The organism is Candidatus Fokinia solitaria, assembly GCF_003072485.1.
Taxonomy (GTDB): domain Bacteria; phylum Pseudomonadota; class Alphaproteobacteria; order Rickettsiales; family Midichloriaceae; genus Fokinia; species Fokinia solitaria.
Map to the genome: position 1 here is coordinate 586645 of NZ_CP025989.1, position 16225 is coordinate 602869.

Consider the following 16225-nt stretch of genomic DNA (forward strand, 5'->3'; position numbering starts at 1 on the left):
GGACATTCTATCTAAGACTTGTCTTCTTCTATCTGAATAGCGTTATCTACATCAATGCTAGATGCATTCTCATCATCACGTCCCGCAATTTTATACGCTTCTTGTTTAGGTATTGCAGTCTTTGGTAATAATCTTTCGGTAAATAGCTTATTTTTGTAATACATGATTTTCTTCGCTTTTATAGGAGGTTGCGATTCAATCAATATGATTTGTTCATCTCTAGGTAATGAAATCACTTCTTGAGGTAATAACAATGCCCTTTGCGTCTTAGAAACGCTTAAAGATCGCGACGACGGATTTAAATCGAAAAACTCTGGCTCACTCGAAGACACTTGTCTCGCACTTTTATTACCACACAACTGCGATATAAGATTAGCAGTTTCCATATTATTAGCGGCAAATGTGATCCTATACGTACTATTTGAAAGAAAAGAATTCATTCCTGGTTCTTCATATATTCCTTTAAGCTGCTGCGTATCTTGCACTATCAGAAACAGCCTAACGTGATATCCTCTAAAGTAAGCAATTCCGTTCATAAACTGATCCATTCTTCCAAGAGTTGGAAATTCATCCATCAGAAACATCACTCCATATGGCTCATCTGCGCCTGGTAATTTTCTCGTTAAAAACTCAGTAGCTTGCTGATAAAACACTTGCATCAAAGATTGCAAGCGTTTTAAGTTATCAGGCGTTAGACCGACATATACCGTAATTTTCTCTCTTCTCATCACAGAAAAATTGAAATCACTAGTAGCGGTAGCAACGTCAATTAAAGGATTAGCCCATAACTCTAAAGCAGAGCTGAGAGTAGAAGCTACACCAGATCTTTCTTTATCCGCTTTCTGAAGAAATGCAGCGAGATTCATATATCCTACGGGATGTATTATCTCTCCTAACGTATCAAGCCCTACAGCAAGAGTGTACGCCATATCATCACTTCTTAACACTCTCGTAACTTCTCCGAATGATAGTCTATCTCCCTTTGCTATTATATATAATGCTATTCCAAGGAAGAGAGTACGCGCTTCATTCTCCCAGAAATCTTTTTTAGCAAGTAAAAGATTCGCAATTTTTTGTATATCATCAATCATCTGTCCAGGTTTATCACTCACCCAATCCAGCGGATTATAGCAGTGCGTTATACCATCCGGATCAGCAGGATTCCATACAAATACTTTCTGCCCCGCTTTTTCCCTCCATCCGCTTGTTAATTCATAGTTCTCCAACTTAATATCATGCACAATGAGTGACTCTTCCCAAAAAAGAAGATTCGGTATCGCAAATCCTACACCTTTACCAGAGCCTGTAGGAGCAAAAAGTAAAGCATGCTGATAACCATCTGCAACATAAAGTCCATCCTGATCTTCTCCGAGTAACATTCCATTTTTCTTTCTCAATCCCGCTTTCTCTATTTCACCTTTAGTAGCCCAATGAGCGTCTCCATAAATTGACTCTTCCTCTTGAAACGGACGTATCTCATGCAATTTACTTCTATAGCGAAATAGTAGAAAAAACTGCAAAAACATAGGCGCACAAATGGAAATGACATATCGCGGTAAGATATAATTATAACTCCAAAACGTTATAGCGCTGTAGTTGTTTATCATCCAATACATCATATCTAGTAGCATTGTGATATTTGCTTTTATACTTATGATAGCTTCGATACTTGAAAGATTTGAATAATCTTGAGATATCATAAATATATAGCCAGAGACGTACAAACTCATACATATCGTACATGAGAGAAATACTACGAGAACAAAAAAATTTCGTATGGTATTTGTAAAGCTCTTCATAGCCACATTAAAAAGTCACAACAAAAGAATTTGCGCTACTATCTTCAACGAATGCTTTGATGATTGAGGGAAATTTTGATACTACTTCATCTGCTGATACAGCCTCTATAGGAAGTGATGCTATTTTTTTAGCTAAAAGATCAAAGGAATATAGCATATTTAATACGAAGCTCGCTTGAGAAATGAATTGATACTGTAATACTGAGCATTTCGTAAAGAATAGAGACTTTTCTTGCAGTAACTTCACGTCGATTGAGTCAATAGGCTGCCCTAAACTGCCGTAATTCACGATTGTACCGAAATTTAGCAGCGCATTCACCGAATACGGTATAGAAGAAGTCCCCATATTATCATACGTTACATGTACACCAGAATATTCGGTTAAATTTTTAATTTGACTTAGAAATGCGCTATCATCGTCAAGTGTTATAAAGTCATTACATCCAACTCGTACTTCAGAAGAGATATTCGCACCTTTCTTTACGACTCCTATTACTTTTTTTGCTTTTGCGTATTGTGCTATAACTCCAAGAATAATAGATTCAGCGGAAGTAGCATTATGTATCAAGACTACCGTACCATCAAAAACTATATATACTTTCGCAAGTAAAATGTACGCTTGTATCAATTTGAAAAACATAGATACAGCAACGTTTGGCTGCAACCAATTCGGTAGAATAAGGATATTCGAAGCATTTAGGACGACATATTTGCTAAGCGTCTTACCGCTCTTTTTGATATACAGCACTATATCACCTACATTAAATTTCGCTTTCGCTTCCATATCTAAGTCCGTTATACGTCCACATCCTATATGTCCTATACAAAGACCGTTTTCACTCTTTGCGCTTACTACATCCGATATATCAAGCCCTTCAATGGAAACGGCAATATTCTCCAGGAGAATACCCCGCCCCGCGTAAACATTTTCAGTATCGTCCTCTACTTTTCGTAAACCATAACTACCACCGCTATAAAATGCTTCAAAGCGATACCCCACGTCCTTAGCTATACAATCTTTTTTTGAATTCTAGCTATCATTTCTATTAATTTCAATATGATAATATAGATATTAAGATATGAATCTCATTCTTTAATTTTTACAATCCATCCTCCTCCTAACATTCTGTCACCGTCATACATAACACAGGCTTGTCCTGGAGTTACACCATCATAGCTTGAGAATAGAGTCACTATACCAGTACTATAGTCTTTTTCATTAAATCTTATGGAAGCTTCTGTACCTTTATGCGCAGATCGCAACTTTACCGTACAATCTATAGTATGAAATGATGAATCTATATTATATAGATCTTCTGCAAGCCAGTTTATATCTCTAACATGCACTATTTTTGTACTAAGATAACATCTTTCTCCAACAAATACCGTGTTAGTTGCCGCTTCTAACTTAACAACATACAATGGTTCTTTGCTTTGAATTCCGATACCTCTTCTTTGTCCTATTGTATAATTCACAATACCTGCATGTTCTCCTAAAATTGCGCCACTACTGACATGCACTATACTTCCTTTTTTTAAATCACTTCTATATTTTCTTATAACATCTCTGTAATTGCCATTCGGTACAAAGCATATATCTTGACTATCACGCTTCTTTGCCACATCTAGCTTAAAATACTCTGCTAACATTCTTGTTTCCGTTTTTTCCAAGTTACCTAATGGAAATCTCAAGAAAGAAAGCTGCTCCTTTGTTACAGAAAATAAAAAATAGCTTTGATCTTTTAGGTTACTAATACCCTTCAACAAATGACATGCATTATTCTTAGATATTTTCCTCACGTAATGCCCTGTCACCATGCATGAGGCATCAAGCAACGTTGCAGCTTTCAACAAGTCTTCAAATTTTACAGTTTGATTACACAATATACATGGAATAGGAGTTTCTCCATTCTCATAACTATCGATAAATTTCGATACGACGGAGTTAAAAAAATTATCCTTATAATTGAATACGTAATGTTTTATACCTATTTTCTGCGCAACCATTTGCGCATCGTATATATCTATACCTGCACAACATGCGCCTTTTCTGTTCTCTAAAGAATCGCTATCGTATAACTGTAACGTTACTCCAATCACATCATACCCCATATGCTTTAGAACTGCTGCAGCAACAGAACTATCCACACCTCCGGACATCGCAACTACCACTCTCGAACCGAGAGAAAGATTATCTAAATTTTTCTCTATTTTCGACAAAATCTCCTTTACGTTATTCATACTTATTTCAAACAAATATCATCTACTTCTACACGTTATACGTATTGCACGTTGTTCACTTTATTCACTAAATCTGCCCTTGCAACTTCATTTGAAGTGATCAGCTTTATATCCTCAATATTTGACGATAATATATCATATACTCTATCGACGAGAATTCTCTCTTCTTTCAAGAAGCTTTGCAAGACGAAATCACTAGCTGAAGCGAGCTTATCTTTCCCTATACCAATTCTGATTCTCCAATAATCATTACCTAAGCAAGAGTCTATTGATTTAATACCGTTATGTCCTCCACTACTTCCTCCTTTTTTGATTCTGATAGTGCCGCATTTGATATCTAAATCATCATGTATCACTATCACGTTATCAATTGAAATTTTCCAGTAGTGTACTACTTTTTGCGCTGGTTCTCCCGAATTATTCATATACTTACCAGGTTTAAACAAGAATAATTTTTTGATACCTACATCATGTAACGCCGCTTCAATTACTCCAAACTCGCCATCATAAGCTTTTCCGAGTTTTACATTATATCTTTGACTTATAGTATCAATACAATCAAATCCTACATTATGGCGCGTACCGCAATATTTACGCCCTATATTTCCTAAACCTATTATTATCATATATACAAACATCTAAGCACCTTTTATCTTCATTATGGATACTACTCGCAAACTTTGTTTTCAATGCATATCCATCTACATTTAGTATCGGATTCTTCTGGTAATACCGTTAAAGAACTTGGAAGAGCTGTAATAACTCAATTCTCAGATCTGAAGGTTGATGAGTATTTATGGTCATTTGTGAGAAGCGTGGAAAAAGCATCTGATATGCTTAATACGATCGATCACAGTTATGAGAATATAGTAATATACACAATAGCAGATGATGAAGTTAAAAGGTATTTAACAGACGCGCTAAAAAAGAAGAATATATACTCTTTTTCTCCAATTGAAGAACCTTCCTTGAAGATACAATCTATCATAAATAAACCTGCAAGGAAAAATTTCGGTAAGAGTTTACTGGAAGAAAAACATTATGACGTAGCAGAAAGCGTCAGATTTGCAATAGAGCACGATGATGGTACTAAAATTGATGACGTAGAAAACGCTGATATTGTACTGCTTGGAGTATCTAGAAGCTCTAAAACTCCTATTTCATTTTATCTTGCGTGTAAAGGATATAAAGTCGCTAACATTCCGATCGTACTCGAGTACAGAGATTATATTATGAATGAGTTAAGACGTATAAAATACAGCACATTTATTGTAGGTATAGACTTAGATGCGCAAACAATATATCAAAAGCGAAAACACAGATTTCTTATGGAAAATACTGTACAAACAACGGTAAAAACACTTGCATATGGCAATTATACCGATATTAGTATCATTAATACGGAAGTAAAAAGCGCAAGAGACATATTCAGAGAACTAGATATTGACGTTATAAATGCCACTTACAGAGGAATAGAAGAAATATCTGCAGAAATTATCTCAATGTTCACATATTATGCCAATAGTACAAATTTCACAAAAAGCAGTTTTATAACAAAGTAATTATGAATTGGAGACGATATATAATATCAAAAAGACATCTTGTACAGAATAAGCAGTCTATAGATTGACAAGATCTACCGATAAGCTAATATATGGCGTAATTATACTACATTATTCAGATTGTTTTACTTCGATGCGTGTGTCTCCTTTTCTATTACTTCTTGCGCTTGCAATCAATATCTCTGCAGCGGAGGCTTCAGTTGAAAGGTATCAGCCTCAGTTTACTAATACTTTCACTACTCCAAATTTTAATCAAAAAACATGCGAACTCGGATTCTCATTTCTTTATAACAACAATTTAGACATAAAAGCGACAAGTGGTATACAGCAAAATATCGCACCATCTTCATCAGAAAAATTTAATAACATAACAGATATAAGTCAGAAATCGGCTTTGAATGGGATTAGTGCAGATTTGTTATATCTCGTAAGACAAGCTACATACGATAAAGGTAGAATTTTCCTGTATTCTGGCCCTACTCTATCTTACTTTCAGTATTGCCAAAAGAAAGGGAGAGAGCAATCAGAAATATTAAAAGAACTTAACTTTACTACATTAACATTGCAAACAAAATTCGGTGGTACTGTAGATTTTTGTAAACACTTCTCTATTGGCTGTTTTTTAAATGGAAGCGTTGGAGCTGCGTATACTAATCTGCTATTCGATTTTAATTCTCGTAAAAGGATCACTACTACTTCTAATATAGTATATTCTGACGCAAACTGTCTCACTCCCGCAACTATGGTCACTGTCATTAGTGATTCGCAATCTAACCTCTTCGATATCGGCGGCATAAATCTGTACTACTCTTACGGTGCAGGTATACGTACAGAAATAAATAAGATGGTATTAGAATTAGGATTTACTAGATTTGACGATAAGATACAAATCTCTGATGAGAAAACGTATGCGAATGTAAGTAATACAAACTATCAGATTACAGAAAATGCACAACAAGTAGCATCTTGTACCGCGCTAAAAGTCAATGCTATAGCACAAGGCTCTGATCTCATTAAGATCAGTAATCCTGAATTGCAATTTTCTGATCAATATCTTATTACCTTTAGAATTGCGTATAGTTTCTAAAAAGCATCATTCGTCACACTTGGCGCATAGTCGCGCTATAGCGCTTTTCGGTCTTTTACGATCGTTGATGAATTCATGAAGAGAAGTACTTTCATCTATCACAGTTTTTGCGCACAACTCTGTATAGATGAAAAGGTATGACAACTGTTTTGGAAGCCTCTTTCACAACGTTATTGAAAAAGGTTACTGCACATAACTATATTAGCACATGTTTGATCATTCACTTTTATATTTTCAAATTACTATACTTCTGCGATGCACATCTAAGTATTGTCACATCGTAATTTGAACAGATGACCTACCGCTTACAAGGCGGTTGCTCTACCACTGAGCTAATTCGGCGTACGCAGCATGATGCTACGTGATATCATAACGTGAATCAAGACAATCTCCTTCCTAGCATTGCGCCATAAGTGTATTCTCTATAATCTTCTTCCTACGTTTTCCGTATAAATTCGCTCTTTCTGATTTATATTTGTTATCCAATAAATACGTAATACAGTCATCTAACTTATCCATAAATTCATCCATCCTATTGCTAAAGTCATGTACTGCATCCTTCACTATCGAGCACCGTATTTCAAATCGCTGCTGTCCACTTAATCTATGATATAAGTTTACAGTGCTATCATTACAGTTCTCGAACCTCCTTGAAGATTGTTCGCCGTCATTCCAATATCACGAAGTCTACAAGCATCGCATCTTCCGCAATTTGTGACTGATAGCTGTCTTGGCTCTATACTCTCTTTCACCAATGGTCTATAGCAACTCAACGTCATTGAGTAATCTACTCCATTCTTAAGTCCAAGCTTTACTATATCGGCTTTACTATAACGTGCCAAAGGCGCATGAACTCTAAGAGGCTTTTTACCATTTGCATACAAATTGCATCCTTGATTAATTGCATTCTGAAATGCTGTAATAAATCCACTACGGCAATCCGGATATCCTGAATAATCGACAGAATTGACACCGATAAATATATCGTAACTTTTTATAGTTTCTGCATAACATGCAGCATGAGATAGAAAAATCATATTTCGTGCTGGCACATAAGTAGATGGCACATTCTGACGTTCTATATCACTTACTTCTCTATCTAACGGAAGAGGCAGTGCAGAATCTATCAACGAAGAGTAAGAGATATGAGAGATATCAAGCGTAACGAATATATGTTCGAAAACATCTAATTTATGCGCATTGAACTTTGCAAATTCGATTTCAGCTGCATTCATCTGTCCATACAAGAATGTAATAGCACATATATCAAACTGCAGCTCATTCTTAACATAATGTGCTACAGTTACTGAATCTAATCCACCACTCAATAGCACAACTGCTTTACCTCTATTCATAAAAAAATTATCGCTGTTCAATATAACTCTTTATCCACACATCTAACTGTTCCAAGGTAGCTGCACCTACTTGAGATGCAATCTGCTTTCCATCTTTATATAGAACAAGCATTGGAATTCCTCTAACTCCTACGGAAGCAACAATTTCAGTATTTTCATCTACATTCATCTTACAAACTTTCACACGTCCTTCATAAGATTTCGCAAGACTTTCCAACACTGGAGAAAGCGCTTTACATGGTCCGCACCATGGTGCCCAAAAATCCACTAAAACATAACCACCTACTTCTACAACGGAAGCATTAAAATCTTTATCAGTCACGTCAATAACGTAATGAGACATAGCATGTATAGATCAAGTTTACGTACTACTTATTATCTCAAATAAAAGACTCTATGCAACTACAAATCGCTTAAGAGAAATTATTTTCGCATCTCAATCAGAAGAATACATATCTTATGTAAGATAGTAACGTACAACAGATTTCTAATGGTGCCGAATATCTGATTTGAACAGATGACCTACCGCTTACAAGGCGGTTGCTCTACCACTGAGCTAATTCGGCGTACGCAGCATGATGCTACGTGATATCATAACGTGAATCAAGACAATCTCCTTCCTAGCATTGCGCCATAAGTGTATTCTCTATAATCTTCTTCCTGCGTTTTCCGTATAAATTCGCCCTTTCTGATTTATATTTGTTATCCAATAAATACGTAATACAGTCATCTAACTTATCCATAAATTCATCCATCCTGTTGCTAAAGTCATGCACTGCATCCTTCACTATCGAGCACCGTATTTCAAATCGCTGCTGTCCACTTAATCTATGATATAAGTTTACAGTGCTATCATTGATCATTTTTGAATCACCGGAAGGATAGATGATAGTACCAGGTCCAGGACATGGTGATACAAAGTTAGAATCAGATTTACACTCAAGAGGAGAGCATAATACAAAATATCCGATATCAGGTCTTCTCATAAAAATACGCAATGCCAACACTGCACCATAAGAAAATCCAAAGACTACTAATTGCGATGATTGAGGTACAGAGTCTCTCAGCCAATCTACAGCTAATGACACATCTACCAACTCTCCGATATTTTTTTTGAATTCTCCTTCAGAACGCCCTACACCTCTGTGATCATAACGCAGCACTGAAAATCCTCTATTAGCAAATCTTTTGAAAGTAGATTTGATAAGTTCGTTGTTCATACTACATTCATCAGGAGATCCGGACAATATGAGAACTGACGGTGCTGTCAGAAGAAATGCTCTATGAAAATAGCCATCCAACTTTCCGGAATAGCCGCGAATTACCACATTTTCCATAACGTATTATATTAACGCACGTCATACACTCACAGTAGTGTACAGTAAATAATTTTGTATTCAATAACGATATCTTAAAACATATATCGTTTATCAACACTGATATATCTTGTGCAAAGAAACGTTTTGTGTTACGAACTGGTACAGTGAAGTATTTGAACAGACTGGTACGCCATCCTGTTCAAGTGCGCACGGGCAATTAGCTCAGCTGGTAGAGCATCTCGTTTACACCGAGGAGGTCGGCAGTTCGAACCTGTCATTGCCCACCATGCTTTTCGCTAGGGGGCGTAGCTCAGTTGGTTAGAGCGTCGGCCTGTCACGCCGAAGGTCGCGAGTTCAAGTCTCGTCGCTCCCGCCATTTTATTTCGCTTGATATCTTCGCTACCTGTAGGTAAAATTATTGCACTGGTTAGACGTATTTTATATACTCCCCGTATTGATTTTATCTATTACTCTTCAAATGTCTCTAAATAGCATTTTTTGCGACTCTATCACGAGAATTAGAAATGCATGTATGGTGAAACGTGATTTTACTATTTTGCAATATTCCAAATTATTGGTAAATCTTCTTAATCTCCTCAAAACTGAAGGCTATATAGAAGGTTTTGAAATTTTTGAAGAAAGAAAGGGAGTAAGATTTATAAAAGTTACTTTAAAGTACTATCACTCTCAAAGCGTCATCAAGAAAATTGGAGTAGTTTCTAGGCCCGGCTGTAAAGTGTATACTGGCGCAGATAGAATACCTAGGTACATGGACGGTTTAGGCACGGTAATACTCTCTACTCCAAAGGGACTTCTTCCAGATCGTGAGGCACGAGAAATGAAAGTCGGAGGTGAAGTACTTGCCGTCGTTCTATAATAGGTAATAACTTGAATTCAATATTTTGCACCCTATATTAGGTATTTGTGCTTACTCAGTTAAATTTTTGACATGTCCGATAAGGATTATTACAAAGTACTCGGAGTCTCTAGAAGTGCCGATACCGATGAAATAAAAAAAGCTTATAGGAAGCTTGCTATGCAATATCATCCGGATAGAAATAACGGTGATAAAAAAGCAGAACAAAAATTCAAAGAAATAAACGAAGCTTACGAAACATTAAGTGATAGCACAAAAAGAGCGTCATATGATAAGTTCGGTAGTGCAGGTGCAGGACACGGGTTTTCTAGTGCAAACAGTAGTCATGATTTTTCTGACTTTTCTGATTTTTTCAGTGGTATCTTTAACGAATTTTCCGGTGGTAGAAGACAGAAAAAAAGACCTATGGAAAGTCCTGGCGCAGATCTAAAATATGACTTATCAATTACACTAGAGGACGCGTATAATGGAAAGAAACATCCAATAGAATTCCGCTCATATGTGAGATGCGGAGACTGTACTGGCACCGGCGGAAAAAATGGTGATAAAAATTTTATCGAATGCTCTCATTGTAAAGGAAGTGGCACCATGCAATACCAACAAGGATTTTTCGCAGTGCAAAATACATGTAAATACTGCAATGGTTGCGGGTATGATTTAAAGAATCCATGTCCGACTTGTAAAGGCACTGGAAGAGTACAGAAAGATCGTTCGATATCAGTATCGATACCTAAGGGCATTAGAAGTGGAGATAAAATAAAAATTCAGAATGAAGGAGAAGCAGGTATCAGAGGAGGGATGAGTGGCTCTCTATTTGTATTCATTGAAGTAATGGGACATGAATTTTATAAGAGAAATGGAAACGATCTAGAGTGCGAAGTGCCAGTGAAGTTCCATGTTGCAGCGCTTGGAGGAGAAGTAGAATTTTACAATATAGATAAAAATCTTATAAAAATACAAATTCCAGAAGGCACTCAATCAAGTGCAGTATTTAGATTAAAACAGAAAGGCATGCCCGTCGTCAATTACTCCAATTACGGAGATCTATACGTACGCATAAAAGTGGAAGTACCTACAAAGCTCACTGAATCTCAAAAAGACATCTTAAAACACTTTGCTGAATCTACACAAGATAACTCATACCCTAGCGTTACGGGCTTTTTTTCGAGAATTAGAGATATGTTTAAGTAATTTTAGTTATAATGAGCGCTAGTATTTATTATTTAAACTTTAATATATGAGATAGATTTTATATAATATTAATATGTACATCTCGTTAGATTAAATATATGTCAACACAACGCAATCTCATTCGCTGCTCTTTTATCGTTGCTTTCACTTTCTTGTGTTCCATCTTCGCTTCTGTATCGTATGCGGATTCTGCAGCATTGCACATCAAAGAAGCGTTTACAAGAAAGTGTGCTGAAGTGTCGGAAAAAACGTTCAGCATTATGAATAACAAGAACTCCTCGTCACAACAGAAAGAGAAAGCACTGGAGGAGATACTGTATAATACTATGAGTGTAGAGCAAATGGCGCAGTTTGCTGCTTCATCATTCTGGAATAATATGAGTGAAGTTCAAAAAAATTCTTATATAAAAGCATACTCTTCATACATGGTGAAGCAGTATATTCCTAAAATACAAAAATACATTAGCAGCGATATAAAAGTAGGAGATGTAAGAGAATTAAGTAAAGATAATTATAGAATCAAAGCATCTATAATACTTATGACGAACGAACAACGTAAAGAACCTACTAACATTACCTTTGACTGTACATATGATGGAAAAGAATTAAAAATATGGAATATATCAGCTGAAGGATTCAGTCTTTTGCTAAATCAAAAAGAGGAATTTAGATCAATTATCCTACGAGAAGGCGTAGATAACTTTATTACCAAATTAAGTCAAAAATAAGGAAATTCACTATAGCTTAGTCGCTGTCTTTCTATAAAAAACAATGCACTATAGATGTAGTTATGGTATCTTTCACTTATACGTAAAACTTTTTATGCAGCATTGTCATGAAAGAAGTTACTCTTCATTTCTTCGATAAGGATAGTAATAAAATAACTGTACAAGCAACAGTAGGGCTATCAATACTCGAGATAGCAAGAAAATTTCATATACCAATTGAAGGTGCATGCGAAGGTGCTTTAGCATGCTCTACATGTCATATCATTCTCGAGCAAGAGACGTATGCCAAATTGAGTAAACCATCTTCCGAAGAAGATGATATGCTAGACTTAGCTTTTGGACTCACATCTACTTCTAGATTAGGATGTCAAGTAATAGTCACGCCAGAACTCAATAATGCTATCATTAAGTTACCAAGATGCACTAGAAATATGCTGATATAGTACAATGTACTTTACATGTATCTTATATCGATTATCATGATATAAAGGTTGCATAAAGATTATCAATGATAAATCTTTTCAAAAGCTCCATCAGTCCTAAGGCTATATTCGGACTATTAGCAGCAATGGCAAAAGGGCTTGTTATAGGATTTAATGCGTTATTACTGAACTCATACTCTTCGATACTAGATATCAAGGCAAAGTTGCGCTCACCTATTGAAGCGCAATACTCTATAATGCAATACCACTTCTCCAAATGTAATTTTCAAGATGCCGTCTTCAGAGCTTGGATATTGACAAAATTTCTGAAATATCATGATTCTGAGATGGATTACATAGCAGGAGTGTCTTACTTTCACATGAAAAAGTACGACAAAGCAGTACCAATGCTGCAAAAATACTTACTCTACGGTAAACAGCATATATCTGAAGTAGAAACGCTACTTCTTATCTCCAATTCAGTTCTTGCGGAAAAAATCACACTTCCATCTTCAACATTGCAACGTTTGAGAGAACTCTTATTGAAAGCAATTGTAAGTAAGACATCACTTTCCATATTACAATACATTACACATAAATTTTTCAAAGCTGATCAGTATATGATCCATAGAAATATAGCATCTTCAATCAAAACACTTCTTTCCGCAAACACAGATATCATACTAATAGATATCCAATTTTTATACTCTCTTACTGGACTATACTTGAAAGATGAAATAGAAAACTGCTTATTAGTTGGCGTAGATTATGATAAAAAAATGCTGCCACATTATAATACTCTTCCAACTATCATCGAATTAAGATCTCCTACAAAATTTATATCAAGACTCTTAGACGGCAAAACAAGTGTACCGCAAAACATTCAAAACACTTTAGGATACGATAAAATCGTCAGTGCACTGCCTCCTAAGATAGAATCTTGCATAGCCTTATTTTGTGACGTCATGACATATCATGCGAATTGGCTTACGCTACTATCAAATATGTGCAAAAAACTCTCGCAAAATTCACAAATAATCGTCACATTTCGCACTTTAGAAGGTATCACTGGTACACTATATCATCAAGAACATATGATGTTATACGAAGAAGAATTTGTGAAGAATGCACTTTCAAGTATTGGAATAACAACTGAAAATTCATACCATATCGATAATTATGCGATTTTATCAGATAAAAAGTACGAAACTGTGCTATTAATAGCAAAGAAACTTTAGTTATGATGAATTGTACGAAAACTGCATTTTAATAGCATTGTGAAATCACAAATTATACAATTTCTTCAAAATATAGGAAAAGAATATGAACAGCATAATTTATGCTTCGTTTCCGATTATTCCATTGATAGCGCAGAGTTATTTGAATTAATTATCAAGGAAAAATTGCTATGCTGTAATTCAATTACATTCATCAGTTGTTGCGATTTTCTGAGTAATGCTACAACTAAAACATTATGTAGTACGTACGACACAAATTTATTGCAAGTCTCATCGATATTAAATCGTAACAGCACAAAACAACTCATATCAATGCAAGATGCTATTCTCGCTACAGCTTTATATTGCAAATCACGCAACTTAACATATACGTCTAATGATACCTATAATCAATTTGTGCTATATAAAAACGATGATGATTTCAAAACTTTCATCGAAGCTGTATGCGACAGCAGAAATGTATATTCTCCATGGCAAATACTAGAATCGATGGAAGGCTGCATTATGATCGCAGTAGAACCAATTAATAACAGATGCTTACTAAGAAATTTTTCAAAATATCACATAAAATATGAGATAACTGCTGCACAGAAGTATCTCGAGAACTCGATATCTCTCAAAGATCACAGATTAAATAAAAAACACGTATATATCATTTCTGATGATGATAAGTACATAAATTTGGTAATAGCAAAATTATGTGATGCCACTTCAGTACCAAAGCAGTCTGCAGAAATTCTGAGTAAGATGAAGTATATTTTAGCTTCTTTAGAAAGAAGTGAATATCATTATAGCACGCTTATTACAATATTACTTGCAAGTGATATTAGTAAATCTTTCATATTTAAATTATCGCACATATTACGAGGAAAGAACTTTATATACATCGAGCAAATCGCAAATTTTCTAGAAAATGATCCGTCTCTCTCAGAGGAACATGATATACAAAGAGTAATAACGATCGCAAAATTTATACAAACGCTACTAGATAATCTAGAAAATGGAGTAATGACTACTCTAAGTATCATATTCGAATTAGCGAAAGCTCTCAATGATACATCTTCTTCCGAAAGTGATGAGTATATATCAAAAACGTTGGATGATATTTCACAGTTATACAACTTCATTGAACACGATGCACTAGATCTTCGAAAGCTTGTCGATGCACTACAGGTCACAAGTAGTACAACTACGACGCACTGTCAAAATATCTTCTTTCACTCTATTCACGATTTTCTGAAAATAGACGATATTGATACAAACTGTATCATATACTTTCCGTTAAACAAGAATACAGCAACTGCACAGCTAAGTATGGAAAGTTATAAAGTTATACAGCTAGTACTTAATAAACAAAGAGAATGTATCATAGGATACGATAGAGATCGTTCTCTGCAAGCGCTTCAAGCGGAAAAGGTTCACTCATTCTGCTTACGCGTTCCATTTTTTTTATCTTCGCGTAAATTCTTTAGTCTCGTACATTATCCGGAGCAGTACTATATCACAGCACATAGTAATCAAGATATTGGCTTGAAATTATATTCTTTCGGTAAAAAAGAATTGGAGAAAATCTGTGAAAAATCGTTATTTAGCGAAGTTCTTTACGAAGAAGAAAGTGAAGCTATTAATTTCCTACAGTTACATATACCTCAAGTATCTGATAGCATGGAATATTACAATGCAGAAATATCATGTAATGCTCAGAATATAAAGCTACGAGCAAAAATCTACGGACTTTTTGTACAAGATAATAAGATGAAATTTACCTATTTTGCAAAATCTTTACCTCAATACTCCAGTGACAATTCATATGCAAAAGAATGTAAAGAGAATCACGACTACGAATTGCTATTTAAAGCTGTAGTAGGATATTCAAGTCAACTTGAATCGAAACTTGACGATATGATAATAGTAGATTCTTATTCTATCGAAAACTCTATAAATGAATGTTATATAAGAAATGAGATAATACATCTCTCGTATAAAGAAAGCTTGGAAGTATTACAAAACGTGCTAACATTTTACTGTGGAAAAGAGTCTAAAAAATTAAATCTAGATCATGAAAAGCATATCAAGTACCCTCTCTTTTACAGAAAAGCAAGAAAATGGTAATGATATTCTTTTTCAAAGCGGAATCATTACACATTGGAAAGATATAGTAGGTAACGATATAGGTAAACATACAATGCCTGTGAAATTATCCTATACCGCAAACTTAACACTTGGAATGTCAGCACAACAACATGAGATGTTACAGAAAAAAAGAACATGTATACTGATCTTAAAATTGTATAATCCAAGCTTTGTATTAACAATTAAGCTAAATGAGCAACTGATAATAGAGAGAGTAAATACATATATAGGAGAATCTCTTATATCTTCTATTTCTTGCAATATTTAGAACAG

17 protein-coding genes and 3 tRNA genes are annotated in these 16225 nt (G+C 35.1%); 11 read left to right on the plus strand and 9 right to left on the minus strand.

Annotation, left to right across the window (positions count from 1 at the left end; all coding sequences use genetic code 11):
* Positions 1-11: 11 nt before the first annotated feature.
* From Fsol_RS02620 to pth, 4 genes are all read right to left on the minus strand, one after another.
* The gene (locus tag Fsol_RS02620; RefSeq protein ID WP_108673566.1) at positions 12-1799 is read right to left on the minus strand and encodes a type IV secretory system conjugative DNA transfer family protein; all 1788 of its coding nucleotides are present in this window, start codon (positions 1797-1799) and stop codon (positions 12-14) included.
* 7 nt (positions 1800-1806) lie between these two features.
* A complete protein-coding gene (locus Fsol_RS02625; protein ID WP_108673343.1) occupies positions 1807-2799 on the minus strand; it encodes an MDR/zinc-dependent alcohol dehydrogenase-like family protein in 993 nt (330 codons plus the stop codon).
* Between the two features lie 86 nt (positions 2800-2885).
* Positions 2886-4040, minus strand: a complete 1155-nt coding sequence (gene mnmA / locus Fsol_RS02630) for a tRNA 2-thiouridine(34) synthase MnmA (RefSeq protein WP_267895677.1) — start codon at positions 4038-4040, stop codon at positions 2886-2888.
* Between the two features lie 35 nt (positions 4041-4075).
* Positions 4076-4666 carry an aminoacyl-tRNA hydrolase gene (pth, locus tag Fsol_RS02635; protein WP_158521628.1) on the minus strand — a complete coding sequence of 197 codons (591 nt, stop codon included), beginning with the start codon at positions 4664-4666 and terminating at the stop codon, positions 4076-4078.
* Positions 4667-4729: 63 nt separating this feature from the next.
* Between pth and Fsol_RS02640 the strand changes: the two genes are divergently transcribed.
* On the plus strand, positions 4730-5602 hold the full coding sequence (locus tag Fsol_RS02640) for a kinase/pyrophosphorylase (RefSeq protein WP_108673345.1): 873 nt from the start codon (positions 4730-4732) through the stop codon (positions 5600-5602).
* A 133-nt stretch (positions 5603-5735) separates the two neighbouring features.
* On the plus strand, positions 5736-6689 hold the full coding sequence (locus Fsol_RS02645) for a hypothetical protein (protein ID WP_145958123.1): 954 nt from the start codon (positions 5736-5738) through the stop codon (positions 6687-6689).
* A 396-nt stretch (positions 6690-7085) separates the two neighbouring features.
* Here Fsol_RS02645 and Fsol_RS03785 read toward each other — a convergent pair whose 3' ends face one another.
* The 5 genes from Fsol_RS03785 to Fsol_RS02665 form a co-directional block, all read right to left on the minus strand.
* Positions 7086-7253 (minus strand): hypothetical protein, encoded by a 168-nt coding sequence (locus Fsol_RS03785; RefSeq protein WP_158521629.1) that lies wholly within the window; start codon positions 7251-7253, stop codon positions 7086-7088.
* Between the two features lie 53 nt (positions 7254-7306).
* Entirely contained in the window at positions 7307-8044 is a 738-nt protein-coding gene (gene queC / locus Fsol_RS02650) for a 7-cyano-7-deazaguanine synthase QueC (protein ID WP_108673347.1), read from the minus strand.
* Between the two features lie 7 nt (positions 8045-8051).
* Positions 8052-8387, minus strand: coding sequence for a thioredoxin (trxA, locus tag Fsol_RS02655; protein ID WP_108673348.1), 336 nt, complete (start codon positions 8385-8387; stop codon positions 8052-8054).
* Positions 8388-8535: 148 nt separating this feature from the next.
* Positions 8536-8610 (minus strand) — tRNA-Thr (locus tag Fsol_RS02660).
* A 54-nt stretch (positions 8611-8664) separates the two neighbouring features.
* A complete protein-coding gene (locus Fsol_RS02665; protein ID WP_108673349.1) occupies positions 8665-9381 on the minus strand; it encodes an alpha/beta hydrolase in 717 nt (238 codons plus the stop codon).
* A 193-nt stretch (positions 9382-9574) separates the two neighbouring features.
* Between Fsol_RS02665 and Fsol_RS02670 the strand changes: the two genes are divergently transcribed.
* The 9 genes from Fsol_RS02670 (at position 9575) to Fsol_RS02710 (ending at position 16220) form a co-directional block, all read left to right on the plus strand.
* Positions 9575-9650, plus strand: a tRNA-Val gene (locus tag Fsol_RS02670).
* Positions 9651-9662: 12 nt separating this feature from the next.
* A tRNA-Asp gene (locus Fsol_RS02675) sits at positions 9663-9739 on the plus strand.
* Positions 9740-9841: 102 nt separating this feature from the next.
* The gene (gene rpsH, locus Fsol_RS02680; RefSeq protein WP_108673350.1) at positions 9842-10240 is read left to right on the plus strand and encodes a 30S ribosomal protein S8; all 399 of its coding nucleotides are present in this window, start codon (positions 9842-9844) and stop codon (positions 10238-10240) included.
* Between the two features lie 72 nt (positions 10241-10312).
* A complete protein-coding gene (gene dnaJ / locus Fsol_RS02685) occupies positions 10313-11431 on the plus strand; it encodes a molecular chaperone DnaJ (protein WP_108673351.1) in 1119 nt (372 codons plus the stop codon).
* Positions 11432-11529: 98 nt separating this feature from the next.
* Positions 11530-12159: an MlaC/ttg2D family ABC transporter substrate-binding protein gene (locus tag Fsol_RS02690; RefSeq protein ID WP_108673352.1), complete on the plus strand. Its 630-nt coding sequence runs from the start codon at positions 11530-11532 to the stop codon at positions 12157-12159.
* A 107-nt stretch (positions 12160-12266) separates the two neighbouring features.
* Positions 12267-12602, plus strand: a complete 336-nt coding sequence (locus Fsol_RS02695) for a ferredoxin family 2Fe-2S iron-sulfur cluster binding protein (protein WP_108673353.1) — start codon at positions 12267-12269, stop codon at positions 12600-12602.
* Between the two features lie 65 nt (positions 12603-12667).
* The gene (locus Fsol_RS02700; protein ID WP_108673354.1) at positions 12668-13819 is read left to right on the plus strand and encodes a hypothetical protein; all 1152 of its coding nucleotides are present in this window, start codon (positions 12668-12670) and stop codon (positions 13817-13819) included.
* A gap of 39 nt (positions 13820-13858) precedes the next feature.
* Positions 13859-15931, plus strand: a complete 2073-nt coding sequence (locus tag Fsol_RS02705; protein ID WP_108673355.1) for a hypothetical protein — start codon at positions 13859-13861, stop codon at positions 15929-15931.
* Positions 15879-16220 (plus strand): DciA family protein, encoded by a 342-nt coding sequence (locus Fsol_RS02710; protein ID WP_108673356.1) that lies wholly within the window; start codon positions 15879-15881, stop codon positions 16218-16220. The genes Fsol_RS02705 and Fsol_RS02710 overlap by 53 nt, the downstream gene beginning before the upstream one ends.
* Positions 16221-16225: the final 5 nt, after the last annotated feature.

Bases quoted from the DNA above. Each gene is read 5' to 3' on its own strand.
- Fsol_RS02695 (WP_108673353.1), top strand. From the start codon at position 12,267: ATGAAAGAAGTTACTCTTCATTTCTTCGATAAGGATAGTAATAAAATA.
- dnaJ (WP_108673351.1), top strand. From the start codon at position 10,313: ATGTCCGATAAGGATTATTACAAAGTACTCGGAGTCTCTAGAAGTGCC.
- queC (WP_108673347.1), bottom strand. From the start codon at position 8,044: ATGAATAGAGGTAAAGCAGTTGTGCTATTGAGTGGTGGATTAGATTCA.
- Fsol_RS02710 (WP_108673356.1), top strand. From the start codon at position 15,879: ATGAAAAGCATATCAAGTACCCTCTCTTTTACAGAAAAGCAAGAAAAT.
- trxA (WP_108673348.1), bottom strand. From the start codon at position 8,387: ATGTCTCATTACGTTATTGACGTGACTGATAAAGATTTTAATGCTTCC.
- rpsH (WP_108673350.1), top strand. From the start codon at position 9,842: ATGTCTCTAAATAGCATTTTTTGCGACTCTATCACGAGAATTAGAAAT.
- Fsol_RS02645 (WP_145958123.1), top strand. From the start codon at position 5,736: ATGCGTGTGTCTCCTTTTCTATTACTTCTTGCGCTTGCAATCAATATC.
- mnmA (WP_267895677.1), bottom strand. From the start codon at position 4,040: ATGAATAACGTAAAGGAGATTTTGTCGAAAATAGAGAAAAATTTAGAT.
- Fsol_RS02620 (WP_108673566.1), bottom strand. From the start codon at position 1,799: ATGAAGAGCTTTACAAATACCATACGAAATTTTTTTGTTCTCGTAGTA.
- Fsol_RS02700 (WP_108673354.1), top strand. From the start codon at position 12,668: ATGATAAATCTTTTCAAAAGCTCCATCAGTCCTAAGGCTATATTCGGA.
- Fsol_RS02690 (WP_108673352.1), top strand. From the start codon at position 11,530: ATGTCAACACAACGCAATCTCATTCGCTGCTCTTTTATCGTTGCTTTC.
- Fsol_RS02665 (WP_108673349.1), bottom strand. From the start codon at position 9,381: ATGGAAAATGTGGTAATTCGCGGCTATTCCGGAAAGTTGGATGGCTAT.
- Fsol_RS02640 (WP_108673345.1), top strand. From the start codon at position 4,730: ATGCATATCCATCTACATTTAGTATCGGATTCTTCTGGTAATACCGTT.
- pth (WP_158521628.1), bottom strand. From the start codon at position 4,666: ATGATAATAATAGGTTTAGGAAATATAGGGCGTAAATATTGCGGTACG.